This window comes from Streptosporangium sp. NPDC020145 (genome assembly GCF_040631275.1).
Lineage (GTDB): Bacteria > Actinomycetota > Actinomycetes > Streptosporangiales > Streptosporangiaceae > Streptosporangium.
Map to the genome: position 1 here is coordinate 1 of NZ_JBEXZT010000004.1, position 26,556 is coordinate 26,556.

A 26,556-nucleotide genomic window follows, 5' to 3' on the forward strand; every position below is an offset into this window, starting at 1 on the left:
GCCGTCCGACCCCCCCCCCCCCACACCCCCCACACCCCCCCCCCCCCCCCCCAAGCCGAAACCCCTCACGCACGGCACCGGTAAGGCCCAAGCCGACACTCCTCACGCTTGGGGCCGATCGAGTCGATCGAGCTTTCCGACGCCCGGAGTGAGGGTTTGACCTCGTGCTTTACCGGCGCCGTGTGGGAAGGGTTTCGGCTTGGGCGCGTCGGTGCTTGGACTGAGGAACGCAGGAGCGAAGCGACGGAGTGACGAGGGAAAGCACCGACTCGAAGCGCCCAAGCCCGCGACGCCGAAGGCGGCGCAAGGAGACACAGCGACGAGGGAAAGCGCCGACTCGGAGGCGCCCAAGCCCGCGACGCCGCCAGGCGTCGCAAAAATAATAGATAGCCTGTGGTTCATCGATCCCTGCTAGCTAGGAGTAGCCGTGCTGCTGCGCATGTCGTCGTTGTTTCTTCGAACCCTGAGGGACGACCCGGCAGACGCGGAGGTCCCGAGCCACAAACTGCTCGTCCGCGCCGGTTATGTTCGTCGTGTCGCACCCGGCGTCTACTCCTGGCTGCCGCTCGGCAAGAGAGTCCTGGAGAACGTCACGCGCATCGTGCGCGAGGAGATGGACCGGATGGGCGGCCAGGAGGTCCTCTTCCCCGCCCTGCTGCCCCGGGAGTACTACGAGGCCACCGGCCGCTGGACGGAGTACGGCGACACGCTCTTCCGTCTCAAGGACCGCAAGGGCGCCGACTACCTGCTCGGCCCCACCCATGAGGAGATGTTCACCGACATGGTGAAGGGGGAGTACTCCTCCTACAAGGACTATCCGGTGACGCTGTACCAGATCCAGACGAAGTACCGCGACGAGGCCCGTCCCCGGGCAGGCATCCTGCGCGGCAGGGAGTTCGTCATGAAGGACTCCTACTCCTTCGACCTGGACGACGACGGTCTCAAGCGCTCCTACGAGCAGCACCGTGAGACCTACATCAGGACCTTCGACCGGCTCGGCATCACCTACAAGATCTGTTTCGCCACCTCGGGCGCCATGGGCGGCTCGGCCTCGGAGGAGTTCCTCGCCCCGGCCGAGACCGGTGAGGACACCTTCGTGGCCTGCCACCACTGCGGCTACGCCGCGAACGCCGAGGCCGTCACCACGCCCGCACCCGCCGCGATCTCCGGGGAACGGCCCGCGCAGCGGGTGCTGGACACCCCGGACACGCCGACCATCGAGTCGCTGGTCGCCTACGTCAACGAGCACCACGGTCTGGACGTCACCGCCGCGCAGACGCTCAAGAACATCGTGGTCAAGGTCGTCACGCCCGGTTCGGACAAGGTGGAGACGCTGGTCGTCGGCGTCCCCGGGGACCGCGAGGTCGACTTCAAGCGTCTTGAGGCCGCCCTGGCCCCCGGCGAGCCCGCCATCTTCGAGGCCGAGGACTTCGCCAAGCACCCCGGCCTGGTCCGCGGCTACATCGGCCCCCAGGTGCTCAAGGACCTCGGCATCCGCTACCTCGTCGACCCCCGCGTGGTCGAGGGCACCTCCTGGGTGACCGGTGCGAACGAGCCGGGCAAGCACGCGGTCGACGTGGTCGCCGGGCGTGACTTCGTTCCCGACGGCACCATCGAGGCCGCCGAGGTTCGTGAGGGCGACTCCTGCCCCGTCTGCGGGGCAGGCCTGTCCATCGACCGGGGCATCGAGATCGGCCACATCTTCCAGCTCGGCCGCAAGTACGCGGACGCCGCCAAGCTCGACGCCCTCGGCCCCGACGGCAAGCCGATCCGCGTCACCATGGGTTCCTACGGAATCGGCGTCTCCAGGGCCGTGGCCGTACTGGTCGAGCAGCGGCACGACGAGCTGGGCCTGGTCTGGCCCCGCGAGGTCGCCCCCGCCGACGTCCACATCGTGGGCACCGGCAAGGAGGACCAGATCGAGGTCGCCACCAGGATCGCCGAGGAACTCGACGCCAGGGGCCTGCGAGTGCTGCTCGACGACCGCCCCTCCGTCTCCCCCGGCGTCAAGTTCAAGGACGCCGAACTGCTCGGTATGCCGACGATTCTGATCATCGGCCGCGGGCTCTCCCAGGGGGTCGCCGAGCTGCGTGACCGCGCCGGAGGCGTCAAGGAGGAGATCCCCGTCGACGAGGCCGTCGAACGTGTTCTGGCGGCCTGCGGCGCCTGACCGGAAGGCTTGGACGAGGCGGGTCACCCGTGGGGTGGCCCGCCTCTTCGGCGTGCCCGCGAGGCCGTGCCGTACGGGGGCGTGTGTCTAGGACGGCGGGACGGAGGAGGACGGTGCGCCGGGGGTGCCCGAGACGGTCGGGGCCGGGGCCGGGGCGGCGGGCATGCCGGGGAAGGTCTCGATCTCCGGGCGCAGTCCGTAGGAGCGGGTGACGCATTCCTGCATGGCCAGCGCGGCCATCCGCCGGACGGCGGTGTCGGAGGAGGCGGTGAGCTCCAGGTAGGCGGCCGTGACGCCCCGCTCGACCAGCGTGGCCAGCTCGACGGCCTGGGCGGGCGTCGAGGGGGTGACCGGAAGCCGGTAGGCGGGGTCGGGCTCGACCGGGACGCCACCGGACGCCGTGATCAAAGCGCGCAGCTGGTCCCTGCGGGCGCGGTGCGCGTTGAAGGCGGCGGTCGCGGTCGCGCGCAGGGAGCCGGTGGTCCTGGCGCCGATGACCCCGTAGGCGTAGACGGCCGCGTGCTCGGCGGCCAGGGCCGTCTCAAGGTCCTGGCCCCTCACAGCGGCCTCGAAAGGGCCAGGGCGTGCGCGGCCTCACAGGCGCCCATGGAGGCGATCAGCTGGGCCAGCGCGGGGGAGACCCCGTCGAGCTGACGTGGTCGCAGGGCCGCCGACTCACGCTCCATGTCACGCAGGCTCCTGACGGAGACGGCCTTCCTGGAGTCCGGCCCGGCGGTTTCCGAGGCTCCCGGGGACGCTGAGGCGGCCGGAGTCGCCGGGGCCCCTGAGGGGGAGGGAGAGACCGGCGCGCTCTCGCGGGGCAGCCGGCGGCGGAGCTCGGCGAGGTGGGCCTCGTGCCGTCGTCTGAAGGGCGTCAGCCTGTCGGAGGCGGCCGAGGAGTAGAGCGCGATCGTCCGCTCCTTACCCGCGATGAGCTGCCTGATCAGCATGATCTCCGGGTCCGGCTGCTCGGCGGTGGGCGAGGGTGAGGACACGGGCCTGCCGGTGGCGCATCCGGCCACGGTCACGGCGGCCACTCCGAGAGCGCCGCCCCGCAGCAGGGAGCGCCGGGAGACGGAACGCACGGACGACCTCCGGTTATGGATGTGGCTGCTGACGCATCTAGCATCGTACGGGCTTGGAATCACAATCACCGCGCTTCTCGGACGGCTTCGCCACACCGAGTGGCGCTCTTTCCACGCCCCGGTGTGGATAGGCTGGTGAACCGCAAGGGCGAGGTCCGCCCGCTTAGATCGTGACAATGGGAGGTCGGCATGGGCAGCGCCACATCCCGCGACCGCCTGATGAAGCTGCTGGAACCTGTCGCCTGCTCCTTCGGGCTCGACCTGGAGGACGTCACGGTCACACCGGCGGGCAAGCGGCGTCTGCTGCGTGTCATCGTCGACCGTGACGGCGGCGTGAGCCTGGACGACGTCGCCGAGGTCAGCCTCGCCGTCTCCACGGCGCTGGACGACGGTGACGCGATGGGCGCGACGCCGTACGTGCTTGAGGTCTCCTCTCCCGGGGTCGACCGGCCGCTCACCGAGCCGCGTCACTGGCGCCGCGCGGTGCGCAGGCTGGTCAAGGCCGACCTGCGGGACGGCACGCTGGTTGAAGGCCGGATCGTCGCCACGGACGACACCGGCGTAGAGATCGACGTCGACGGCGTGACCCGCCGCATCGACTATCAGGACCTGGCCCGAGGACGGGTGCAGGTGGAATTCCGCCGGTTTGACGACGCCGAAGACGACGGCGAAGACGGCGACGAAGGCTAAGGGGGAGCCTCGTGGACATCGACATGAGCGTCCTGCGCAGCCTGGAGCGGGAGAAGGACATCTCCTTCGACCTGGTCGTCAAGGCGATCGAGGACGCACTGCTGATCGCGTACTTCCGGAGCGAGGGGGCCGCGGCCAAGGCCCGTGCCGAGCTCGACAGGCAGTCAGGGCACGTGACCATCTTCGCCGCGGAGCTCGACGACGAGAGCGGGGAGGTGCTCAGGGAGTTCGACGACACCCCGGGCAACTTCAGCCGCATCGCCGCGACCACCGCCAAGCAGGTCATCCTCCAGCAGCTGAGGGACGCCGAGGACGAGATCAACTTCGGCGAGTTCGCCAGCCGTGAGGGTGAGCTCGTCGCGGGCGTCATCCAGCAGGGCAAGGACCCCAGGGTCGTCCTGGTCGACCTCGGCAAGATCGAGGCGGTGCTGCCGCACAACGAGCAGGTGCCCGGCGAGGAGTACGTCCACGGCGAGCGCATCCGCTGCTACGTGGTCCAGGTCAAGAAGGGCCACAAGGGACCGTCGGTGACGCTGTCGCGGACCCACCCCGGGCTGGTGAAGAAGCTTTTCGCCCTGGAGGTTCCGGAGATCGCCGACGGTACGGTCGAGATCGCGGCGATCGCCCGCGAGGCGGGTCACCGCACCAAGATCGCGGTCCGTTCCCGGCGCCCCGGCGTCAACGCCAAGGGTGCCTGCATCGGCCCGATGGGTTCGCGCGTGCGCAACGTCATGGCCGAGCTGCACGGCGAGAAGATCGACATCATCGACTGGTCGGAGGACCCGGCGGAGTTCGTGGGCAACGCCCTCTCGCCTGCCCGTGTCTCCCACGTCGAGGTGATCGACCCCGAGGGGCGCGCGGCCCGTGTGATCGTTCCCGACTACCAGCTCTCCCTCGCCATCGGCAAGGAGGGGCAGAACGCCCGGCTGGCCAATCGCCTGACCGGATGGCGCATCGACATCCGTCCCGATACACAAGCGGGGGATGCGGCCGGTTCCGCAGATGCGTCCACACGGTAAGCTGGAATATGGTGACCGGGCGGCCCCACTGAGAACCTGTGTGGGCTGTCGGGTTCGCACGGTTTCCTCCGAGCTGCTCCGCCTGGTGGTGGTCGAGGGCGTCATCGTCCCTGACCTGCGACGACGGCTCCAAGGGCGTGGTGCTTCACTGCATCCCTCCCTGAGCTGTCTCGATCTCGCCGAGCGTCGCCGAGCGTTTCCGCGCGCGTTTCGTGCCGCGGCCCCGCTTGACGTCTCGCGAGTGCGAGAACACCTGGAAGGGCTCCACTCCGAAAGGAACGGGTGAAATGGTTGCCAACTGTCATGTAGGACGCCGAGTTGATGGGCTGGTCAGATAGCTATGAGCGCCTGATGAGCATGCGGCGATGAGTACGTCTACGTAACGACGGTCCGGCGGCACAGCCTCCCGGGCCGAGTAAGGGAGTGCAGTGGCGAAGGTCCGGGTATACGAGCTCGCCAAGGAGTTCGGTGTGGAGAGCAAGGTCGTCATGGCCAAGCTCCAGGAGATGGGCGAGTTCGTGCGTTCGGCGTCCTCGACTATCGAAGCACCGGTAGTCCGCAGGCTCACGGAAGCTTTGGGCGGTCCCCCCAAGGGTTCGTCCGACAGGGGCGGCAACAGGTCGCCCAGGCCGCCGCAGGCGGCACCCCGGCCGGCCGGAGGCCAGGCCGGAAACGGCGCTCCGTCGCCGGCATCGATTCCCAAGCCGGGACCGGTTCCCAAGCCGGGCCCCAGGCCGGGTCCCGCCGCGGCACGTCCCGCGGCCCCCGCGCCTCAGGCCCCGCCGGTTCCCCAGCCCCAGCAGGCACAGCCTCAGCAGCAGGCGCAGCCTCAGCAGCCGCCCTCGCCGGTCCAGCCGCCGAGGTTCGAGGCACCCCGTCCCGCCGCCCCCGGCCCCAAGCCGGGTCCGCGTCCGGGACCGCGTCCGGGACCCGCCCCCCGTACCGAGGGCCGTCCTTCCGGCGGTCCCGGTGGCGGTCAGGGCGCTCGTCCCGGTCAGGGTGCCCCCGCTGCGGGTGGCCCCAAGCCGGGCCCGCGTCCCGGCCCGCGTCCGGGGCCGCGCCCCGGCAACAACCCGTTCTCCTCGAACGCCAGCGGCATGGGCCAGGCCCGTCCGCCGCGTCCCGGTCGTGAGGGCGGCGGCCCCGAAAGGGGTCCGCGTCCCGGCGGTCCGCGTGAGGACCGCGGGCCCCGCGAGCAGCAGGGTCAGCGTGACGGCGGGCCTCGTCCCGGCGCTCCGCGCGCGGGTCAGGCCGGTCCCGGCGGTCCGCGTCCCGGGCCTCCTTCGGGTGGCCCCCGTCCCGGTGGCGGCGCGGGCGCGGGTGGTCCGCGTCCCGGAGGCCCCCGGCCCAGCCCGATGATGATGCCCCAGGGCCGTCCGGCTCCCGCCGGCGGCGGGCGTCCCGGTGCTCCCGGCGGCGGTCGTCCCGGCGGCGCCGGTCGTCCCGGTGGCGGCGGCGGTCGTCCCGGTGGCGGCGGCTTCGCCGGTCGTCCCGGTGGCGGCGGTGGCGCGGGTCGTCCCGGCACCGGAACCGGTGGTCCCGGTGGTGGCGGTGGCGGCGGCTTCGCCGGTCGTCCCGGTGGCGGCGGTGGCCGTGGCCGTGGCGGCGGTACGGCGGGCGCCTTCGGCCGTCCCGGCGGACGTCCGACCCGTGGTCGCAAGTCCAAGCGCCAGAGGCGTCAGGAGTTCGACAACATGCAGGCCCCGGCGATCGGCGGCGTGCAGGCTCCCCGTGGTGGCGGTCAGACGATCCGTCTGTCGCGTGGCGCCTCCCTGGCGGACTTCGCCGACAAGATCGGCGCGAACCCGGCGTCCCTGGTGCAGATCATGCTGCACCTCGGCGAGATGGTGACCGCCACGCAGTCGGTCAACGAGGAGACGCTGCAGCTGCTGGCCGCCGAGCTGGACTACAACCTGCTCGTCGTCAGCCCGGAGGAGGAGGACCGCGAGCTTCTCGAGTCCTTCGACATCGAGTTCGGCGAGGACGAGGGCGACGAGGGCGACCTGGTCGCGCGTCCGCCGGTGGTGACCGTCATGGGTCACGTCGACCACGGTAAGACCAAGCTGCTCGACGCGATCCGGCACACCAACGAGGTCGCGCGGGAGGCCGGTGGCATCACCCAGCACATCGGTGCCTACCAGATCTCCACCGAGCACGAGGGCGAGGACCGGAGGATCACCTTCATCGACACCCCGGGTCACGAGGCGTTCACCGCCATGCGTGCCCGTGGTGCCAAGGTGACCGACATCGCCGTCCTGGTCGTCGCGGCGGACGACGGTGTGAAGCCGCAGACGATCGAGGCTCTGAACCACGCCCAGGCGGCCGACGTGCCGATCGTGGTCGCGGTCAACAAGGTGGACAAGGAGGGCGCCGACCCCAACAAGGTCAGGGCCCAGCTCACCGAGTACGGCCTGGTCGCCGAGGAGTACGGCGGCACCACGATGTTCGTCAACATCTCCGCCAAGAACGGGACCGGCATCGACGAGCTGCTCGAGGCCATCCTGCTCACCGCGGACGCCGAGCTCGACCTGCGGGCCAACCCGACGATGGACGCCCAGGGCGTCGCCATCGAGGCGCACCTCGACAAGGGCCGCGGCCCGGTCGCGACCGTGCTGGTCCAGCGCGGCACGCTCCGCGTCGGTGACTCGATCGTCTGTGGCGAGGCCTTCGGCCGCGTCCGGGCGATGGTCGCCGACAACGGCAAGCTGATCGACGAGGCCGACCCGTCCCGTCCGGTCCAGGTGCTCGGTCTGACCGCGGTGCCGGGGGCCGGTGACAACTTCATCGTCGTCACCGACGACCGGATGGCCCGGCAGATCGCCCAGCAGCGGGCGGCTCGCAAGCGCATCGCGGACATGGCCAGGTCCGGCCGTCGCCGTACGCTCGAAGAGCTCTTCAGCGAGATGGAGAAGGGCCAGGTCGACGAGCTCAAGCTCATCATCAAGGGTGACGTCTCCGGTTCGGTCGAGGCCCTTGAGGACGCGCTGCTCAAGATCGACGTCGGCGACGAGGTCCGCCTGCGGGTGCTCCACCGCGCCGTCGGTGCGATCACCGAGTACGACGTCAACCTGGCGGTCGCGGACGACAACGCCGTCATCATCGGCTTCAACGTGCGCCCGGAGGTCCGGGCACGCGACCTGGCCGAGCGCGAGGGCGTCGACATCCGCTACTACTCGGTCATCTACCAGGCGATCGAGGAGATCGAGGCGGCCCTGAAGGGCATGCTCAAGCCCGAGTACGAAGAGGTCCAGATGGGCACCGCCGAAGTCCGCGAGGTCTTCAAGGTGCCGAAGATCGGCAACATCGCCGGTGCGCTGGTCCGTTCGGGCACGATCGTCCGGAACAGCAAGGCGCGGATCATCCGTGGCGGTGTCGTCATCTCCGACAACCTCACGGTCAGCTCGCTGCGCCGGTTCAAGGACGACGCGACCGAGGTCCGTGAGGGCTACGAGTGCGGTATCGGTGTCGGCTACAACGACATCAAGATCGACGACGTCATCGAGACGTTCGAGATGCGGGAGAAGCCGCGCGTCTGACGCCACCGGTCCGGCACGGGCACCGTAACGGCCGAGGGAGCCGCCCACAGCGTGGGCGGCTCCCGGAGCCGCGGCGGCCCCGGGCCGGACGGCGTGCGTCAGAGCCGCGGCTGGTGACTGACCAATGTATGTAGGTGCCCTGACACTGGACATCCTGCTCGGCGACGTCCGTTCGCTGAAGCAGAAGCGCTCCGTGGTGCGTCCCATCATCGCCGAGGTGCAGCGACGGTTCCCGGGTGTGGCCGTCGCGGAGACCGGACATCTGGATCTGCACCGCCGTACCGAGATCGGGATCGCCGTCGTTTCCGCGACCGCGTCCAACTGCGGTGCGGTGCTGGACGACTGCGAGCGACTGATCGCCTTCCACCCGGAGATCGAGCTGTTGTCGGCGAGACAACGGCTCTACAACGAGGACGAGGACTAGCACGGAGCGACCGGTCGCGGAGTTGTCGTGCCCGGTCGTTACTGTGAGAAGGGGGGAGCGAATATGGACGCCGCACGCGCACGTAAGATCGCCGACCGCATCCAGCAGGTGGTCGCGGAGATGCTGGAGCGTCGGATCAAGGACCCGAGGCTGGGCTTCGTGACCGTCACCGACGCTCGGATCACCAACGACCTGAGCGAGGCCACGGTGTTCTACACCGTGTTCGGCTCCGAGGCGGAGCGGGCTGACTCGGCGGCCGCCCTGGAGAGCGCCAAGGGGCTCATCCGGTCCGAGGTCGGGCGTCAGACCGGTCTGCGTCACACGCCGACGCTGACGTTCACCCACGACCCGCTCCCTGACAGCGCCCGCCACCTGGACGGGCTGTTCGCCGAGGCGAAGGTCAGGGACGCCGAGATCGCCAAGCAGGCCGCCGGAGCACGGCACGCGGGGGAGGCGGACCCGTACCGCAAGCCCGCCGAGGAGAGCGACCTTTCCGAGGAGGACGAGGACGAGCCGGCCGAGCAGGCGGGACGCCCCGCGACGTGACCTCCGACCCGCGTGAGAGCGACCCGGTGCCGGAGCGCGACTGGGACCGGGCCGTCGAGCTTGTCTCGGCCGCGGACGAGGTGGCGCTGGCCTGCCACATCTCGCCCGACGCGGACGCGCTCGGTTCGATGCTCGCCGTCGGCATGGCGCTGCGCGCGGAGGGCAAGCGGGTCACGGCCTCCTTCGGGGAGCGCAGGTTCCGGGTTCCCCGGCTGTTGCGCTTCCTGCCCGGCCAGGAGTTGCTGGTCGAGCCGGCGGCCTACCCGGCGGTGCCCGAGCTGATGATGACGTTCGACGTCCCCGTCGCCGACCGGCTCGGCACGCTGGCCGCCAACGCGGGCAAGGCCAGGGAACTGGTCGTGGTCGACCACCACGCCTCCAACACCGGGTTCGGCACGCTCAACCTGGTCGATCCCGAGGCGGCGGCGACCGCCGTACTCGCCGAGGAGCTGCTCGTACGGCTTGGCCTGCCGATCGGCAGGCAGGTTGCGACCTGTCTGTACGCCGGGCTGGTCACCGACACCGGATCGTTCAGGCACTCCTCGACCACGCCGCGGGCGCACGCCATGGCCGCCAGGCTGCTGGCCACCGGCCTGAACCCCGAGAAGATCGCCAGGGAGCTGTGGGACCGCTCGCCGTTCGGCTATCTCCGGGTGCTCGGCGCCGCGCTCGACCGGGCGGTGCTCGAACCCTCGACGGGACCGGGACTGGTCTGGACGTTCGTCACCAGGCAGGACCGGGCCGCCCAGGACCTGCCCTACGACGAGGTCGAGGGGATCATCGACGTGGTCAGGCGGACCGACGAGGCCGACGTGGCCGTGATCCTCAAGGAGGACGACGACGGGGCCTGGCAGGTCTCGACCCGTTCGAAGGGGGCCGTCGACGTCGCGCGGGTCTGCGCCGCGCTCGGCGGGGGCGGGCACGCGCGGGCGGCCGGGTTCACCTCCCACCTGCCGGTCGAGCAGACCATGGAGAGCCTGCGCGCCCTCCTGTAGTTCCCGGGCCGTGCCGCCGGCGCGGCCTCTTCGCACACAGCTCTTCTCCTGATGAGGACTCCCATGAGCACGGCTCGCGTCAAGCGCACCCCGCCGCCGAGCGGACTGATCATCGTGGACAAGCCCGCCGGGTGGACCTCGCACGACGTGGTCGGCAAGATGCGCGGCGTCGCGGGCACCAGGAAGGTCGGGCACGCGGGCACCCTCGATCCGATGGCGACCGGGGTGCTGGTGATCGGGGTGGAGAAGGCGACCAGGCTGCTCGGGCACCTGGCGCTGACGGAGAAGGGCTACGACGGCACGATCAGGCTCGGTCAGTCGACCAACACCGACGACGCCGAGGGGGAGATCGTCGCCTCGGCCTCGGCCGCCGGGATCGCCGCCGAGGAGGTCGGCAAGGGCGTCGCGGCCCTCACCGGGCGCATCATGCAGGTCCCGCCGCAGGTCAGCGCCATCAAGGTGAACGGCGAACGGGCCTACAAGCGGGCGCGGGCGGGCGAGGAGGTCGAACTGGAGGCCCGGCCGGTCACCGTCTCCGCCTTCGAGATCCTCGACATCCGGCGTGAGGGGGACCTGCTCGACGTGGACGTCTCCGTGACCTGTTCCAGCGGCACCTACATCAGGGCACTCGCCCGCGATCTGGGGACCGCGCTCGGTGTCGGCGGCCACCTGACCGCCCTGCGGCGCACCCGGGTCGGGCCGTACGACCTGTCGGCGGCCCGCACGATCGAACGGCTCGCGGCCGACTGCGTCATCCTGCCGATGGCGGAGGCGGTCGCGGCGGCCTTCCCGCGTCGTGACGTGACCGAGCAGGAGGCCGGTCTCGTCGCGCACGGTGGCAGGCTGCCCGCGGCGGGGCTGGGCGACGGGCCGATCGGGGTCTTCGGGCCGGACGGCACGCTGCTGGCCCTGGTCGAGGAGCGGGGGAGGCTGACCAGGTCGTTGGCGGTCTTCGTGCCCTGATCCCCGCGGGCTCACCCGGACGCGACCGCGACCGGCCCGGGCTTCGAGGAGATCATGGTCCACCCCCGAGTCACGCTCCGTGGCCGGGCACACGCCGGGTCCAGGGCCTGTTCCCGCGTCACACGACCCGGCGGCCGGTAAAAGGATCTTCTGTTCGCTCCACCGGGCTCCCCGATTGGAGCGAAGCCGGGGCGGCATGGCAGGCTTTAGGGATCGATCCGCTACAACGGGAAGAGGTCACGGTGCGAGCCTGGCACGGATTGGACGACGTGCCCGAAGACTGGGGCAGGTCCGTCGTCACGATCGGCGTCTTCGACGGGGTTCACCTGGGGCACCAGCAGATGGTCGCCCGCGCCGTGGCGCTGGCGGGGAGGCTCGGCCTTCCCTCGGTGGTGGTGACCTTCGACCCGCATCCCGAGGAGGTCGTGCGCCCCGGCACGCATCCCCCGAGGCTGACCACGGGCAGGCACCGCACCGAGCTGCTCGCCGGTCTCGGTGTCGACGCGGTCTGCGTGCTGCCGTTCACACTCGACTTCTCCCACATGAGCCCGGACGAGTTCGTGCAGACCGTGCTGGTCGACCGGCTGCACGCGGCGGGCGTCGTGGTCGGGGAGAACTTCCGTTTCGGTCACAAGGCCTCGGGCGACGTCGAGACGCTGCAGACCCTCGGTGAGAAGTACGACTTCGTCGCGGAGGCGGTCCCGCTGGTGAGCAACGGGGAGGCGATCTCCTCCACCCTCATCCGCGAACGGCTCGCCGCGGGCGACATGGAGGCCGTGGCCGTCGCGCTCGGCCGTCCGCACCGGGTCGAGGGAGTGGTCGTGCGCGGCTACCAGCGGGGCAGGCAGCTCGGCTTCCCGACGGCGAACGTCGAGTCGCCCGAGCACACCGCGATCCCCGCCGACGGCGTCTACGCGGGCTGGCTGCAGGGGGTCTCCAACGGCAACCTGCCCGCCGTCTACGGCGGGGAGCGCTGGCCCGCCGCGATCTCCGTGGGCACCAACCCCACCTTCGAGGGGGTGCCGCGCACGGTCGAGGCCTACGCGCTCGACCGTGACGACCTCGATCTCTACGGCGCCCACGTGGCCGTCGACTTCGGGCGGCGGCTGCGCGCCAACCTCAGGTTCGACTCGGTCGAGGCGCTCATCGAGCAGATGCGCGCCGACGTGGACGAGGCCCGCCGCATCACCCGCGAAACGCCGTAAAGGCTCCGGTGTCCCGCCGGGCGCGTGGGATGTGCGCGTCCGTCCGGCCCGGTGGTAATCTGGCGTGTCAGCTCTGTAACCGGTGGTATCGCACCCCGGGCGCTGGCCCGCCACGGCGACTGTAGGCACGCACGGTCGTTCGGGCACCTGTATACCCGCGTGCCCGCAGAGTCCGAGGAGAGACGTGTCGCTCGACACCGCCGCCAAGAAGCAGATCATCGGAGAGTACGCCAAGGGTGAGGCCGACACCGGCTCCCCCGAGGTGCAGATCGCGCTGCTGAGCAAGCGCATCAGCGAGCTCACCGAGCACCTGAAGCTGCACAAGCACGACCACCACAGCCGCCGCGGCCTGCTGCTGCTCGTCGGCCGTCGCCGCCGGCTGCTGAAGTACCTGCAGAACAAGGACATCGAGCGTTACCGCTCGCTCATCGAGCGGCTCGGCCTGCGCCGATAGGTTCACCGGGGAGCGGCGCTCGCGCCGCTCCCTTCATCTCATACGGGGGGTGTCGGCGCGTCGCGCCGTAAAGACACCCCCGGTGTGAGCAAACTGAATAGCCGAGACAGTGCCCCGCGTCCGCACAGCAAGCGCGCCCCACGGCGTCGGAGGGCCGGTCCTCGGTAGTGGCCCCCGGTCATCATGGCATCAGCCGTACGGAACCGGGCGCTTCAATCGAAGACCGGCGCTGCACCTACGGGGAGCCGGCAGGAAAAGACGACCCAGGCGCGAGACGCGTGCCTGGGGGACGCGGGCGACCGATCAAAGGAGGTCCCCGTGGAGGGTGTCCACAGCAGTGAAGCCGTAATCGACAACGGCTCCTTCGGCACGCGTACCATCCGGTTCGAGACCGGCAGGCTCGCGCGCCAGGCGGCAGGCTCCGCCGTCGTCTACCTCGACGAGGAGACGATGGTCCTGTCCGCGACCACGGCGTCCAAGTCGCCCAAGGAGAACTTCGACTTCTTCCCGCTCACGGTCGACGTCGAGGAGCGGATGTACGCCGCGGGCCGCATCCCCGGCTCGTTCTTCCGGCGTGAGGGCCGTCCCTCCGAGGACGCCATCCTCACCTGCCGTCTGATCGACCGGCCGCTGCGCCCGTCGTTCGTCAAGGGTCTGCGCAACGAGGTCCAGGTGGTCGCCACCGTCATGGCGCTCGACCCCAACCACCTCTACGACGTGGTCGCGATCAACGCCGCGTCCCTGTCCACCCAGCTCGCCGGGCTGCCCTTCTCCGGGCCGATCGGCGGCGTGCGGGTGGCGCTGATCGAGGGCCAGTGGGTGGCCTTCCCCACCCACTCCGAGCTGGAGAACGCCACCTTCGACATGGTCGTCGCGGGCCGGGTCCTCGACGACGGCGACGTCGCCATCATGATGGTCGAGGCCGAGTCCACCCGTGACACGCTCAAGCTCGTCGCGGAGGGCGCCGTCGCTCCGACCGAGGAGACCGTGGCGCAGGGCCTCGACGCCTCCAAGCCGTTCATCAAGGTGCTCTGCGAGGCCCAGGCCAAGATCGCCAAGGTGGCGGCCAAGGAGGTCAGCGAGTACCCCGTCTTCCTCGACTACCAGGACGACGTCCTGGAGGCCGTGACCAACGCGGTCAGGAGCGAGCTGGCCGCCGCGCTGACCATCGCGGGCAAGCAGGAGCGCGAGGTCGAGCTCGACCGGGTCAAGGCGCTGGCCCTGGAGAAGGTCGCCCCCGACTTCGAGGGCCGCGAGAAGGAGATCGGCCCGGCGTTCCGGTCGCTGACCAAGAAGCTCATGCGCGAGCGGGTCATCGCCGAGGGCGTCCGCATCGACGGCCGCGGCGTCAAGGACATCCGGCAGCTCAGCGCCGAGGTCCACGTCGTGCCCCGGGTGCACGGTTCGGCCCTGTTCGAGCGCGGTGAGACCCAGATCCTGGGCATCACCACCCTCAACATGCTCCGCATGGAGCAGATGATCGACACGCTCAACCCGGAGCGCACCAAGCGCTACATGCACAACTACAACTTCCCGCCCTACTCCACGGGTGAGACGGGCCGCGTCGGTTCTCCCAAGCGCCGCGAGATCGGCCACGGCGCGCTCGCCGAGCGGGCGCTGCTGCCGGTCCTGCCGACCCGCGAGGAGTTCCCCTACGCGATCCGTCAGGTCTCCGAGGCGCTCGGCTCCAACGGTTCGACCTCCATGGGTTCGGTCTGCGCCTCGACCATGTCGCTGCTCGACGCGGGTGTCCCGCTCAAGGGCATCGTCGCGGGCATCGCGATGGGCCTGATCAACGAGGGCGACCAGTACGTCACGCTGACCGACATCCTCGGTGCCGAGGACGCCATGGGCGACATGGACTTCAAGGTCGCCGGCACCAAGGACGTCATCACGGCCCTGCAGCTCGACACCAAGCTCGACGGCATCCCCGCCTCGGTCCTGGGCGCGGCGCTGAAGCAGGCCAAGGGCGCCCGTCTGGCCATCATCGACGTGATGCAGGAGGCGATCGACTCCCCGGCGGAGATGAACGCCACCGCTCCGCGCATCATCACGATCAAGGTCCCGGTCGACAAGATCGGCGAGGTCATCGGCCCGAAGGGCAAGATGATCAACCAGATCCAGGACGACACCGGCGCCGAGATCACGATCGAGGACGACGGAACCATCTACATCGGCGCCACCGACGGCCCGTCCGCCGAGGCGGCCAGGTCGGCGATCAACGCCATCGCCAACCCGCACATGCCGGAGGTCGGCGAGCGCTACCTGGGCACGGTCGTCAAGATCGCCGCCTTCGGCGCCTTCATCTCCCTCATGCCGGGCAAGGACGGTCTTCTGCACGTCTCCCAGATCCGCAAGCTGCACGGCGGCAAGCGCATCGAGAACGTCGAGGACGTCATGAACGTCGGGGAGAAGATCCAGGTGGAGATCGCCGAGATCGACTCGCGCGGCAAGCTCTCCCTGGTCCCGGTCGAGGTCATCGAGAAGGAGGCCGCGGCCAAGGCCGAGTCCGGAGCCGACGGGGACGAGTCCCCGGCGCCCGCCGAGGACAGGCCCCGCGAGGACGCCGCCCCGCGCCGCCGTACCCGCACCCGCAGCAGCGGTGCGAGCCGTGGAGGGGAAGACCGCAACTCGTGACGACCACCACTCTGCACCCCGGCAAAGACGGTGCCGGGGTCGTGCGGCGCACCGTCCTCCCCGGTGGGCTCCGGGTGGTGACCGAGTCCATGCCGACCGTGCGTTCCGTCGCGGTCGGCATGTGGGTCGGCATCGGATCGAGGGACGAGGCCCCCGAGCACACGGGGGCCTCCCACTTCCTTGAGCACCTGCTGTTCAAGGGAACCCCAACGCGGGACGCCCTGGAGATCTCCGCGGCGATCGAGGGCATCGGCGGTGAGATCAACGCCTTCACCGCCAAGGAGTACACCTGCTACTACGCGCGGGTCCTCGACGAGGACCTGCCGCTGGCGGTGGACGTCCTCGCCGACGTGATCACCTCCTCGCTCATCACCCCGGAGGACGTCGAGGCCGAGCGTGGTGTGATCCTGGAGGAGATCGCCATGCACGACGACGACCCCTCGGACGTGGTGCACGAGCAGTTCTCCGCCGCCCTGTACGGCGACACGCCCGTCGGCCGCCCGATCCTCGGGACGGTCGAGTCGATCAAGGCGCTGTCGCGTGACCGGATCGCGGAGTACTACCACCGCTACTACCTGCCCTCGCACACGGTCGTCGCGGTCGCGGGCAACGTCAGCCACGAGTACGTCGTCGAACTGGTCGCGGCCGCCTACGAGCGGGCGGGCGCGCTCGGCGGTGAGGAGTGGCACGCCCCGCCCCGCGTGGGCGGCGCGGAGGTCCCCTACCGTTCCGGCGTCACGGTCCTCGACCGGACGACGGAGCAGGCGAACCTCGTGCTGGGCACCGCGGCCCTGGCCCGCAACGACGAGCGCCGCTTCGCCCTGGGCGTGCTCAACGCCGTGCTCGGCGGCGGCATGTCGTCGCGGCTGTTCCAGGAGATCAGGGAGAAGCGGGGCCTGGCCTACTCCGCCTACAGCTACACCTCCGCCTACGCCGACACCGGCCAGTTCGGTGTCTACGTCGGCTGCCTGCCGCCCAAGATCGACGAGGTCCTCAAGGTGGCGCAGGCCGAGGTGGCGCAGGTGGTCGCGCACGGCATCACCGAGGAGGAGCTCGTCCTCGGCAAGGGGCAGATGCGCGGCGGCCTCGTGCTCGGCCTTGAGGACACCGGGTCGCGAATGTCCAGGCTGGGAAAGAGCGAGCTGGTGCACGACCGCCTGATGTCCGTCGACGAGGTGCTCGGCCGCATCGAGGCCGTCACCCTCGACGACATCCAGGCCGTGGCCCAGGAGATCCTGCGGCGTCCGATGACCCTGGCGGTCGTCGGACCCTACGCAGGCCGGGACTTCTCCCCGCTCCTGGTCTGAGCTTCCACCGGTGTGACCGGCCGCCCTGCGCGACGGCCGGTCACACCGGTGGAGATAGGCTGACCGGGTGATCAGGGTAGGAGTTCTCGGCGCCAGAGGGCGCGTGGGCATCGAAGTGTGCAAGGCCGTCGAGGCGGCCGACGATCTGGAACTCGTCGCGGCCGTCGACAAGGACGACCCCATCGAGGAGCTTGAGGGCGCCCAGGTGGTGGTCGACTTCACCCACCCGGCCGTCGTCATGGACAATCTGGCCTGGTGCGTCTCCCACGGCATCCACGCCGTGGTCGGCACCACCGGGTTCGACGCCGAGCGTCTGGCCCGGGTGCGCGGCCTGCTCGACGACAACCCCGGCGTGAACGTGCTGATCGCCCCCAACTTCGGCATTGCGGCCGTCCTGATGATGCGCTTCGCCCAGCAGGCGGCCCGCTACTTCGACTCCGCCGAGATCGTCGAGCTGCACCACCCCAACAAGGCGGACGCCCCCTCGGGCACGGCCCGCCGTACGGCGGAGCTGATCGCCGAGGCGCGTCGCAAGGCCGGGATGGGGTCGATGCCCGACGCCACCAGCGCGGAGCTCGACGGCGCCCGCGGAGCCGACGTGGACGGCGTCCACGTCCACGCGGTACGGCTGGCCGGGCTGATCGCCCACCAGGAGGTGATCCTCGGCGGTGACGGCGAGATCCTCACCATCCGCCACGACACGATGAACCGCGCCTCCTTCACCCCGGGTGTGCTGCTCGGTGTGCGCCGGGTCGGTGAGACGCCGGGCCTCACCGTCGGCCTCGAACACCTTCTGGACCTCTAGCCGGATGACGGACGTCCGCTGGGCGAGCGCCGCCGAACTGCCGGGCCTGGCCGAGGTCGAGATCGCGGCCGACGGGGTGTTCGCCCAGGTCGGCATCACCTTTCCGCCGGGGACCACGATGGTCGAGGAGGCCGGTGACCCGGCACGGGTGCTGGTCGCCGGAGACCCGCCGTTCGGGTTCGCGATGATCGGCTGGGTGGACGGCCAGGTCCACCTGGACCAGCTGGCGGTCCATCCGGCCCACGGGCGGCGGGGCACCGGCGGGAGCCTTCTCGAAGCCGTCTGCGAGCACGCGCTCGCCGAGGGGGCGGCCGCGGTGACGCTGACGACCTTCAGGGACGTGCCGTGGAACGCGCCGTGGTACGCCCGGCGGGGCTTCGCCGTACTGGGACAGGAGGAGTGGGGGCCGGAGCTGGCAGCCCTGGTGGCCCACGAACGGGAACTGGGCATCGAGCTGGCGCCCCGGGTCGTGATGCGCAGGCTCCTGTGAGGGCGCGCCGTGCCGGGCGGGCCTCTGTGACGGTGGCACGCCCTCGCCGGGCCGGGCGGATAGCATCGCTGGTGTGAGCCGGTTTCGCGATGAGCTGTGGCGGGTGGTCGACGGTGTCTACGGACGCATCCTGGCTCATCCCTTCCTCACCGGGCTGACCGACGGGACACTCCCGCGCGAGGTCTTCCGGCACTTCGTGGTGCAGGAGACCCACTTCCTGCCCGACTACGCGCGGGCGCTGGCGGCGTGCGGGGTCAAGGCGGCCGATCCGGCGGCGGTGCAGCGTTTCGCCGCCGACTGCGCGCGTACGGTCGAGGTCGAGCACAGCCTGCACGTCGAACTGCTGACCGCCTTCGGTCTCGACCGGGACGAGGCGCGCCGGGCGGGGGCCGCCCCGACGACCGTCGGCTACGCCTCCTACCTGCTGCGCGTCTGTCACCTCGGGACCTTCCCCGAGGCGCTGGGCGCGATCGTGCCCTGCTACTGGATCTACGCCAGGGTCGGTGAGGCGCTGTTGAAGCAGTCTTCGCCGGATCCGCTCTACGCCTGGTGGATCGAGACCTACGGCGGCGAGCACTACCAGGAGACCGTCGCCGGGGTGCTCGACCTGCTCGACGAGGTCGCCGCGACGCTGCCCGAGGCCGACCGGGCGCGACTGTGCGAGCACGCGCTGACCACCGCGCGCTACGAGTGGCTGTTCTGGGACGCCGCGTGGCGGCGGGAGTCGTGGCCGATCTGAGCGGCGGTTAACCTACAGGTATGCGCCTGCGGGACCTGTGCCAGGTCGATCACCTGGGGCTGAAGGTCCTCACCGGTCACGACCTGCTCGACCGCAGGGTCCGTGGCGTCACGACCACCGACCTCATCGATCCGGGCCGCTTCCTCAAGCCCGCGGAACTGGTCCTCACCGAGCTGACCTGGCATGACGGGCCCGGCTCCGCCAGGCGGTTCGTGGCCGCCCTGGTCGAGGCCAGGGTCGCCGCGCTCTGCTCGGGCACCGCCCTCAAGGTGCCGCCCGCCGATCTCGTCGACGCCTGCGCCGAGGCGGGGCTGCCGCTGCTGGCCCTCGGCGTCGAGGTCTCCTTCGGCGCGCTCACCGAGTACGTGCTGCGTGCCCTGATCGAGGAGTACGGCGCCGCCGCCCCCAGCAGGCCGTACGGCCCGCGCAGGAGGCTGGCCAGCACGCTCGTCGACGGCGGCAGCCTGAGCAAGGTCGTCACCACGGTCGCCGGGGAGCTGGACGTGCCCTGCTGGGTGCTCTCGGCGACGGGCCGGGTGGTCGTCGGCTCGCAGCCGCTGCCCGAGGGGGCCGGTGGGCGGCTGGCGCAGGCGTTCCTGTCCGCCCGTTTCCTGCCCGGTACGGCACCGCAGCCGGACGGCACCGTGCTGTCGGTCTTCCCGGTCAGCAAGGGGGCCCCGCACCGGATCGCCAACTGGTTCCTGGCCTACGCGGGTGAGCAGGTGCGGGCGGGCGGTGAGCACGAGGACCTGGTCGTCGAGCTGGCCGCGCTGGTGGCGCTCGAACGCTCCCGCCTTGAGGCGGCCCACCGCATCGAGCGCCGGGTCCTCGACCAGCTGCTGGACCTGCTGGCCTCCGGCGACGCGAACCTGCCCGGGGTGGTCTCCCGGCTGCACACCCTGCACATCGAGACCGAGCACGGCCTGCTGGCCGTCGCGCTGGCCGTGGAGGGGATCGACCGGGCGGACGAGGTGGGGGTCGCGGTGCTCGACGAGCTGCTGCGCCCGCTGGCGCCCGGCGTGGCGACCGCCGCGGACCGGCACGCCGTGGCGCTGGTGCCGCTGGCGGGCAACACCGCGGACGAGCTGACCGCGCACCTGCTGGCCGGGGCGGCCACGCTTGAGGCCGGGCTCGGCGAGGCCAGGATCACGATCGGCGTCAGCAGCGTGACCAACGGCCCGGCCACGCTGAGCGGCCTGATCGAGGAGGCCAGGCACGCCCGCACGCTGGCCGAGCTGGGTGAGGGCCGGGTCTCGGCGATCACCGGGGCCGACGTCAGCTCCCACCGCTCCCTGATCGCCGCCATCCCCGGGGAGCTGCGGCGCTCGTTCAGGACCCGGCTGCTCGGCCCGCTTGAGGAGTACGACGCCGCCCACCAGACGGACCTGCTGGAGACGCTGGAGACCTTCCTTGAGGAGTCGGGCGCGTGGGCGGCGACCGCCGACCGGCTCCACGTCCACGTCAACACGCTGCGCTACCGGCTCAAGCGCATCGAGGAGCTGACCGGCAGGTCGCTGACCTCCCTGGACGAGCGGGTGGACTTCCTGCTGGCCCTGCGGATGCGCTGATCCCACGGGCCTCACCGGGGTTACCCTGTGTCCGCATCGCAATGCGTCCTCATCCACCCCCCTTTCAGCCTGAAGGACGTGAAAGACCACATGAGACACCGACTCATCGGGGCTCTGGCCGTCGTGGGAACCCTGCTGATCCCGCTGGGAGCCGCCGTCCAGGCGGACGCCACGGTCGCCCTCCCGATCCGGATCGACGCCAACGGGCCCGGCCTCACCGACTCCTCGGGAAACCTCTGGGAGGCCGACCGGGGATACGACATCCGCTACGGCGGCGGCCGGATCCCCTCGCCCATCGAGGGCACCGTCGACGACGCGCTGTACCAGACCTACAACGCCTTCGGCGGCGGGGCTGGCTACGCCCTCGACCTGCCCAACGGCACCTACCGGGTCACCCTGAAGATGGTGGAGGACTGGGCCACGGCGGCGGGGCAGCGCCGCTTCGACGTCAGGGCCGAGGGGGTGACCGCGCTCGGCGCCTTCGACATCTACGCGAACTGCGGCAGGCTCACGGCGTGCGACCGCTCCTTCACCGTCGCGGTCACCGACGGCCGATTGAACCTGCAGTTCAGCGCGAACGGCGGAGCCAACCACGCCACGGTCTCCGCCGTCGAGATAACCGCCGCCACGGCCACTCCCTCGCCGTCGCCCACGACCTCCCCGTCTCCCACAGCGTCTCCCACAGCGTCGCCCACTGTGTCCCCTACAGGGTCGCCCACGCCGTCTCCCGGGGGCGGCCGGGTTGTCGCGGTGTCAACGGCCTCGGGGCTCAAGACGGCGCTGAGCACGGCCCTGCCCGGTGACACGATCCGGCTCGCCGACGGGAGATACACGGGCAACTTCAAGGCCACCGTGGCCGCCAGGCCCGACGCCCGCATCACGATCACCGGCTCCTCCGGGGCGGTCCTCACCGCGGGCGGCGGCTACGGCCTGCACCTCAACGGAGCCTCCTACTGGACCGTCACCGGCGTCACCATAACCGGCGGCCAGAAAGGGATCATGATCGACGCGGCGAAGGGCGTCGTCATCGACGGCGTCACCGTGCACGACCTCGACATGGAGGGCGTGCACTTCCGCAACTCCAGCACCGACGGCGTCATCAGGAACTCCACCATCTACGACACCGGTAACGACGGCCGGGGCATGGGGGAGGGCGTGTACGTGGGCACGGCCAACACCCTGTCCGACAACAGCGACCGCATCGAGATCGCCGGCAACACGATCGGTCCGGACGTCGGCGGTGAGAACGTCGACATCAAGGAGGGCACGACGGGCGCCAGGATCGTCGGCAACACCTTCGACGGCGGCGGGCTCACCGGCGCCAACTACGACGACTCCTGGGTCGACGTGAAGGGCAACGACGTCCTCGTCCAGGGCAACGTGGGCAGGAACACCACCAACAACGGGTACGAGACCCACACCCAGCGGCCCGGATGGGGCTGCGGCACCGTCTTCCGCGACAACGTCTCGGACCTGACGGGCGCGACCGGTGACCGGCGGCTGGCGATCAACGTCACCAACCACGCCCCCGGCTGTGAGACGACGGTCCACGCGAGCAACACGGTGACGGGCGGCAACGGCCTGACGAACGTCCCGGTGACCCCGTGAGACGGCTGGAGGCCGCCGCCCGGACTCGGGTGGCGGCCTCCAGCGGGTTGGTTCAGCGGGCGGCGTAGGCGTCCAGCTCGGCGAGGTAGGCGTCCTTCAGATGGCGGGGCAGCCAGGTGATCTCGAAGGCGTTGCGTTCGAGCTGGACGAGGTCCTCCTCGGTCAGCGAGAGCTCCTCGGCCAGGACGGCCAGGTTCTCCTGGACGTAACCGGCGAAGTAGGCCGGGTCGTCGGAGTTGACCGTGACGCGCAGGCCGAGGTCGAGCATCCTGCGGATGGCGTCGGCCTTCGTCGAGTCCGTCACGTAGCCGTTGGAGATCGGGCACACGGTCAGCCCGAGCCCCCGCTCGCGGAGCGTCTCGACCAGCGCCGGGTCCTCAAGGACGTTGACGCCGTGGTCGACGCGGTCCACGCCGATCTCCTCGACGGCCTGGCGGATGTGCTCGACCGAGTTCTCCTGGTCGACGTCGCAGTGCATGGTCAGCAGGTAGCCCTCCTGCCTGGCCCGCTCGTAGACGGCCTTGAACTTGACCGGGGGGTTGCCCTTCTCGTCGGAGTCGAGGCCGACACCCACGATCCACTCCCGGTAGGGCAGCGACTCCAGCAGCGTCGCCATGGCGTACTCGGCCTGGAAGTCGCGCAGGAAGCACATGATGAGCTGCGCCCTGATCCCGAGCTGCCGCTCGGCGTCGATCAGCGCGCGGCGCAGGCCGCGGATCACGAGGTCGAAGGGCACACCGCGCGAGGTGTGGGCCTGCGGGTCGAAGAAGATCTCCGCGTAGCGGACGTTCTGCGAGGCGGCCTTGCGCAGGTAGGCCATGGCCAGGTCGTAGAAGTCGGGCTCGGTGCGCAGCACCTCCATGCCCTCGTAGTAGATCTTGAGGAAGGAGGGAAGGTCGTCGAAGGAGTAGGCGGCCCTGATGTCCTCGACCGAGGAGTAGGGCAGCTCGATGCCGTTGCGCTCGGCGAGCGCGAACTTGAGCTCGGGTTCGAGGGTGCCCTCGATGTGCAGGTGGAGCTCGCACTTGGGCAGCCCCGCGATGAAGTCGGTCATGCTCTAGCTCCAGGAGAGGATCGGGTCGACGACCTTGAGTTCGACGCAGTCCACCAGGCCGAGATCGGTGATGGCGTAGTCGGGGATCGCGGTGATCGACAGGAAGAAGAGATACATCATCGGTGAGGGCAGCGCGCAGCCCAGTTCGCGGGCCAGATCGTCCAGCTCGCTCTCCGCCTCGGCCATCTCCCGCGCGGGCAGGTCGGAGACGATGCCGCCGACCGGCAGCGGCAGCAGCCGCAGGACCTCGCCGTCCACGACGACGGCCTGGCCGCCGCCCGCCCGGACGACCTCGTTGACCGCCAGGGCCATGTCGGAGCGGGAGGCGCCGACGCAGATGATGTTGTTGTCGTCGGGGGCGGCGCTGGTGGCGATGGCGCCCCTGGTGATGCCGAAGCCGTTGACCAGGGCGACCGGCCGGTTGGCGGTCTTGCCGTACCGCTCGACGACCGTGATGTAGAGCGCGTCGTGCTCGACGGACGGTTCGACGACGCCGCCGGTCACGGGGAGCGTGACGTCGTGCCGCTTGCGGACGAAGACCTGCTCGGGGCTCATCCGCATGGCCAGCGCGGTGACCGAGGCGGCCCCTTCGGGGGCGCGCAGCACGATGTCGTCCGCGGTCAGCTCGGCGACGGGGAAGGGCCGCACCGGCGGGCGGGCGGGTGGCGCCGTGGGCGTGATCATGGCGTTGTCCCTGGCCACGAGCCTGCCACCGGCCACGACCTCACGCACCTGGAAGTCGGCCAGGTCGTCCACGATCAGCACGTCGGCGAAGCGTCCCGGGGCGATGCTGCCGACCAGGTGGTCGATCCGGTACATCTCCGCGCAGTTGATCGTGGCCATCTGGATCGCCGTCACCGGGTCGACGCCCGCCTTGACGGCCATCCGGACCAGCTTGTCCATGTGCCCGGCGGCGAGCACGTCGGCGGCGTGCACGTCGTCGGTGCAGAAGGCCACCCGGCGCGCGCCGACCTGGGAGACCACCTGGATGTTCTCCTGCAGGAAGTGGGCGACGCTGGACTCACGCACGATGGCGTAGATACCCAGGCGGAGCTTCTCCAGTGTCTCCTGCGCCGAGTACGACTCGTGGTCCAGGCGGATCCCGGCCGCGGCCAGGCCGCTGATCCGGCGTGTGTCGGACATCGGGGCGCAGCCGAAGACCGGGAGCCGGTGCCGCTCGGCCAGGTCGAGGGCCTCCATGACGGCCTCGTCGCCGTGCTCGACGAACTCCTGCACGGTCTCCCAGATGCCGACGCACTCGGGCCACTCGTGGGCCAGCCGGTGCTCGGCGGGGCCGAAGGTGTGCCCGACGGTCGACTCGGGAACGGTGTAGGGGGCCTTGGCGGGTGCCCCCCACCACACGCGCATGCCGGTGGCCGCGGCCTCGTCCAGGCAGCTCCGGACCCCGGGCAGGCCCTCGGCCACCAGGATCTGGTCCAGGCCGGAGACGACGCTGGTCGTGCCGTAGGGGACCACCAGGTCGGCGAAGCCGGTCACGGAGAGCTTGCTGCACTCGATGTGCAGGTGGCCGTCGATCAGGCCGGGGACGAGATGGCCGCCCCGGGCATCGATGATCTTCGTCTCGGGGCCACGGGGCAGGTCGGGACCGACCAGGGCGATCCGGGAGCCGCTGATCCCGATCTCCGCGGGATAGGTCTCGCCGGTCAGCACGTTGACCAGGACACCGTTGGTGATGATCGTGTCGGCGGGACGTCGTCCGTACGCGACGTCGAGCAGGGCGCGGTCGGGCATTTCGCTGCGGCCTTTCTGCGGGTCAGGCGGGGACGGGGACGGGGGCGGGGCGGCGTTCCAGCACGGCGTAGACCAGACCGGCCACGGCCACGCCCGCGAAGATGCTCAGGTCGGAGCCGCCGGTCGCCTGGGAGAGCGGTCCGGTGAAGGCCGCCGAGTTGATCCACAGCGCCGCCGCGACCATGCCCGCGGCCTGCGCGATGATCCCGTTCCAGCGGACGCCCCCACGCCCGTGGTACGGCCCGGCCTCGGCGAACAGGCCCTCGGCGTCGTAGGAACCCCTGCGCCGCAGCCAGTCGGTCAGATAGACGCCGGCCCACGGGGCCAGCCAGAGGATCAGCAGCCCGAGGAAGGTGTTGAGCATCGTGTTGAAGGAGTCGGAGAACACCGCCACACAGGTGATGGCCACGCAGATCACCAGGTCGAGCACGACCGCGGCCGAACGGTTCAGCCTGATCCCCGAGGCCTGCAGGTTCAGGCCGGAGGAGTAGAGGTCGGTGGTGTTCACCGCGAACAGCGTGACGATCGCCAGCAGCAGGTAGGGCACGACGAACCAGGAGGGCAGCGCGCCGGGCAGCCCGGAGACGGGGTCGCCCGCGTCCTTGACCACGGTGGCGACGGCCGCGCCGAGCGTCATCAGCAGCACGTACGGCACCAGCCCGCCGAGCGCGGCGTAACCGAAGACGGCCTTCCTGCTGGAGGAGGCGGGCAGGTAGCGCGAGTAGTCGCTGCCCAGCGGAGCCCAGGACAGGCCGCCGCACGACATGACCAGTGCGACCGCGACGGTGAACGTGGCGAAGTCGGCCCCGCCCCCGGCGGTGGCCTGTACCTTCGGGCCGACGAGAACGGCCATGACGGCGAACATCGCGACGAACACCCAGGTGAAGTACTTCTGGGCCTTCATGACGGCGGCGTGCCCGACGAGCGGCAGGACGAGCTGGATCAGCGCCGCGACGACGATCACGCCGACCTTCAGGGCCGCGCTCTGGGAGGCGATCCCGGCCTGGTCGAGCAGGGCCAGCGAGGCGAAGGTGATCAGCACCATGCCGCCCGCCTCGAAGCCGACCATGTTGATCCAGCCGAAGAAGCTGAGCACCCGGGCGCCCTTGGGGCCGAACGCGGCGCGGGAGACCGCCATCGTCGAGGTCCCGACGGCCGGTCCCTGAAGACTGGTCAGGCCGACCAGCGGGAAGGACAGCAGGTTGCCGATCACGATGGCCAGCACGGCCTGCGGAAAGCTGAGCCCGAGGGAGACGACGACGGTCCCGTAGACCAGGGTGAAGACTCCCATGGTGGTCCCGGTCCACAGGAACAGCAGGTCACGTGGCCTGCCGTACCTCTCGGACGGCGAGACCAGCTCGATCCCGCGTTGCTCGACGGCCACTACGCCTCCACCTGGTGCCTTGGACATTCACCTTCAGTGAACCAGGGCACGCGGCGTGCTCCCGTTGTCGGAGAACACGAGGTCAGGGGGTCCGGACTGTACCGGTCTCCAAGGTGATCGCCGGG

Annotated in this window: 23 protein-coding genes; 18 read left to right on the forward strand and 5 right to left on the reverse strand. The window is 70.5% G+C overall.

What is annotated here, in order from left to right:
* The first annotated feature begins 427 nt into the window (after positions 1-427).
* Complete coding sequence (locus ABZ463_RS08245) at positions 428-2,170, forward strand: proline--tRNA ligase (RefSeq protein ID WP_352008444.1); 1,743 nt, start codon at positions 428-430, stop codon at positions 2,168-2,170.
* 87 nt (positions 2,171-2,257) lie between these two features.
* Here ABZ463_RS08245 and ABZ463_RS08250 read toward each other — a convergent pair whose 3' ends face one another.
* Together ABZ463_RS08250 and ABZ463_RS08255 are read right to left on the reverse strand one after the other, a co-directional pair.
* Positions 2,258-2,731 (reverse strand): ferritin-like domain-containing protein, encoded by a 474-nt coding sequence (locus ABZ463_RS08250; RefSeq protein ID WP_362774325.1) that lies wholly within the window; start codon positions 2,729-2,731, stop codon positions 2,258-2,260.
* Entirely contained in the window at positions 2,728-3,255 is a 528-nt protein-coding gene (locus tag ABZ463_RS08255; protein ID WP_362774328.1) for a hypothetical protein, read from the reverse strand. Before ABZ463_RS08255 ends, ABZ463_RS08250 begins: the two co-directional genes overlap by 4 nt.
* A 189-nt stretch (positions 3,256-3,444) precedes the next feature.
* On the opposite strand from ABZ463_RS08255, the gene rimP reads away from it, so the two are divergent.
* The 17 genes from rimP to ABZ463_RS08340 all read left to right on the forward strand — a co-directional run bounded on the left by rimP (position 3,445) and on the right by ABZ463_RS08340 (position 22,241).
* Entirely contained in the window at positions 3,445-3,945 is a 501-nt protein-coding gene (gene rimP, locus ABZ463_RS08260) for a ribosome maturation factor RimP (protein WP_362774331.1), read from the forward strand.
* A gap of 11 nt (positions 3,946-3,956) precedes the next feature.
* Positions 3,957-4,964: a transcription termination factor NusA gene (nusA, locus tag ABZ463_RS08265; protein ID WP_352002912.1), complete on the forward strand. Its 1,008-nt coding sequence runs from the start codon at positions 3,957-3,959 to the stop codon at positions 4,962-4,964.
* Positions 4,948-5,250, forward strand: coding sequence for a DUF448 domain-containing protein (locus ABZ463_RS08270; protein WP_352009435.1), 303 nt, complete (start codon positions 4,948-4,950; stop codon positions 5,248-5,250). Before nusA ends, ABZ463_RS08270 begins: the two co-directional genes overlap by 17 nt.
* A gap of 142 nt (positions 5,251-5,392) precedes the next feature.
* Positions 5,393-8,500 carry a translation initiation factor IF-2 gene (gene infB / locus ABZ463_RS08275; RefSeq protein ID WP_352008448.1) on the forward strand — a complete coding sequence of 1,036 codons (3,108 nt, stop codon included), beginning with the start codon at positions 5,393-5,395 and terminating at the stop codon, positions 8,498-8,500.
* Between the two features lie 124 nt (positions 8,501-8,624).
* Positions 8,625-8,924 (forward strand): DUF503 domain-containing protein, encoded by a 300-nt coding sequence (locus tag ABZ463_RS08280; protein ID WP_352008449.1) that lies wholly within the window; start codon positions 8,625-8,627, stop codon positions 8,922-8,924.
* 63 nt (positions 8,925-8,987) lie between these two features.
* Positions 8,988-9,470, forward strand: coding sequence for a 30S ribosome-binding factor RbfA (gene rbfA, locus ABZ463_RS08285; protein WP_352008450.1), 483 nt, complete (start codon positions 8,988-8,990; stop codon positions 9,468-9,470).
* Positions 9,467-10,465 carry a DHH family phosphoesterase gene (locus ABZ463_RS08290; RefSeq protein ID WP_352008451.1) on the forward strand — a complete coding sequence of 333 codons (999 nt, stop codon included), beginning with the start codon at positions 9,467-9,469 and terminating at the stop codon, positions 10,463-10,465. The genes rbfA and ABZ463_RS08290 overlap by 4 nt, the downstream gene beginning before the upstream one ends.
* 63 nt (positions 10,466-10,528) lie before the next feature.
* Positions 10,529-11,428, forward strand: coding sequence for a tRNA pseudouridine(55) synthase TruB (gene truB / locus ABZ463_RS08295; protein ID WP_352008452.1), 900 nt, complete (start codon positions 10,529-10,531; stop codon positions 11,426-11,428).
* Between the two features lie 242 nt (positions 11,429-11,670).
* Positions 11,671-12,633, forward strand: coding sequence for a bifunctional riboflavin kinase/FAD synthetase (locus ABZ463_RS08300; protein WP_352008453.1), 963 nt, complete (start codon positions 11,671-11,673; stop codon positions 12,631-12,633).
* A 184-nt stretch (positions 12,634-12,817) separates the two neighbouring features.
* Entirely contained in the window at positions 12,818-13,087 is a 270-nt protein-coding gene (gene rpsO, locus ABZ463_RS08305) for a 30S ribosomal protein S15 (protein WP_352008454.1), read from the forward strand.
* A gap of 318 nt (positions 13,088-13,405) precedes the next feature.
* Positions 13,406-15,724 (forward strand): polyribonucleotide nucleotidyltransferase, encoded by a 2,319-nt coding sequence (locus tag ABZ463_RS08310; protein ID WP_352008455.1) that lies wholly within the window; start codon positions 13,406-13,408, stop codon positions 15,722-15,724.
* On the forward strand, positions 15,721-17,031 hold the full coding sequence (locus tag ABZ463_RS08315; RefSeq protein ID WP_352008456.1) for a pitrilysin family protein: 1,311 nt from the start codon (positions 15,721-15,723) through the stop codon (positions 17,029-17,031). Before ABZ463_RS08310 ends, ABZ463_RS08315 begins: the two co-directional genes overlap by 4 nt.
* Before the next feature lie 67 nt (positions 17,032-17,098).
* On the forward strand, positions 17,099-17,836 hold the full coding sequence (dapB, locus tag ABZ463_RS08320) for a 4-hydroxy-tetrahydrodipicolinate reductase (protein ID WP_352008457.1): 738 nt from the start codon (positions 17,099-17,101) through the stop codon (positions 17,834-17,836).
* A gap of 4 nt (positions 17,837-17,840) precedes the next feature.
* Positions 17,841-18,326 (forward strand): GNAT family N-acetyltransferase, encoded by a 486-nt coding sequence (locus tag ABZ463_RS08325; protein ID WP_362774341.1) that lies wholly within the window; start codon positions 17,841-17,843, stop codon positions 18,324-18,326.
* Positions 18,327-18,399: 73 nt separating this feature from the next.
* The gene (tenA, locus tag ABZ463_RS08330) at positions 18,400-19,065 is read left to right on the forward strand and encodes a thiaminase II (protein ID WP_352008459.1); all 666 of its coding nucleotides are present in this window, start codon (positions 18,400-18,402) and stop codon (positions 19,063-19,065) included.
* A 20-nt stretch (positions 19,066-19,085) separates the two neighbouring features.
* Entirely contained in the window at positions 19,086-20,633 is a 1,548-nt protein-coding gene (locus ABZ463_RS08335) for a PucR family transcriptional regulator ligand-binding domain-containing protein (protein ID WP_352008460.1), read from the forward strand.
* 90 nt (positions 20,634-20,723) lie between these two features.
* Positions 20,724-22,241, forward strand: coding sequence for a malectin domain-containing carbohydrate-binding protein (locus ABZ463_RS08340; RefSeq protein ID WP_362774346.1), 1,518 nt, complete (start codon positions 20,724-20,726; stop codon positions 22,239-22,241).
* 52 nt (positions 22,242-22,293) lie between these two features.
* Here ABZ463_RS08340 and ABZ463_RS08345 read toward each other — a convergent pair whose 3' ends face one another.
* From ABZ463_RS08345 to ABZ463_RS08355, 3 genes are read right to left on the reverse strand one after another with little or no spacing between them, the layout of a single operon-like run.
* Positions 22,294-23,295 (reverse strand): adenosine deaminase, encoded by a 1,002-nt coding sequence (locus ABZ463_RS08345; protein WP_352008462.1) that lies wholly within the window; start codon positions 23,293-23,295, stop codon positions 22,294-22,296.
* 3 nt (positions 23,296-23,298) lie between these two features.
* Positions 23,299-25,047 carry an adenine deaminase C-terminal domain-containing protein gene (locus tag ABZ463_RS08350; RefSeq protein ID WP_362774350.1) on the reverse strand — a complete coding sequence of 583 codons (1,749 nt, stop codon included), beginning with the start codon at positions 25,045-25,047 and terminating at the stop codon, positions 23,299-23,301.
* 22 nt (positions 25,048-25,069) lie between these two features.
* On the reverse strand, positions 25,070-26,431 hold the full coding sequence (locus ABZ463_RS08355) for a cytosine permease (protein WP_352008464.1): 1,362 nt from the start codon (positions 26,429-26,431) through the stop codon (positions 25,070-25,072).
* Positions 26,432-26,556 lie beyond the last annotated feature (125 nt).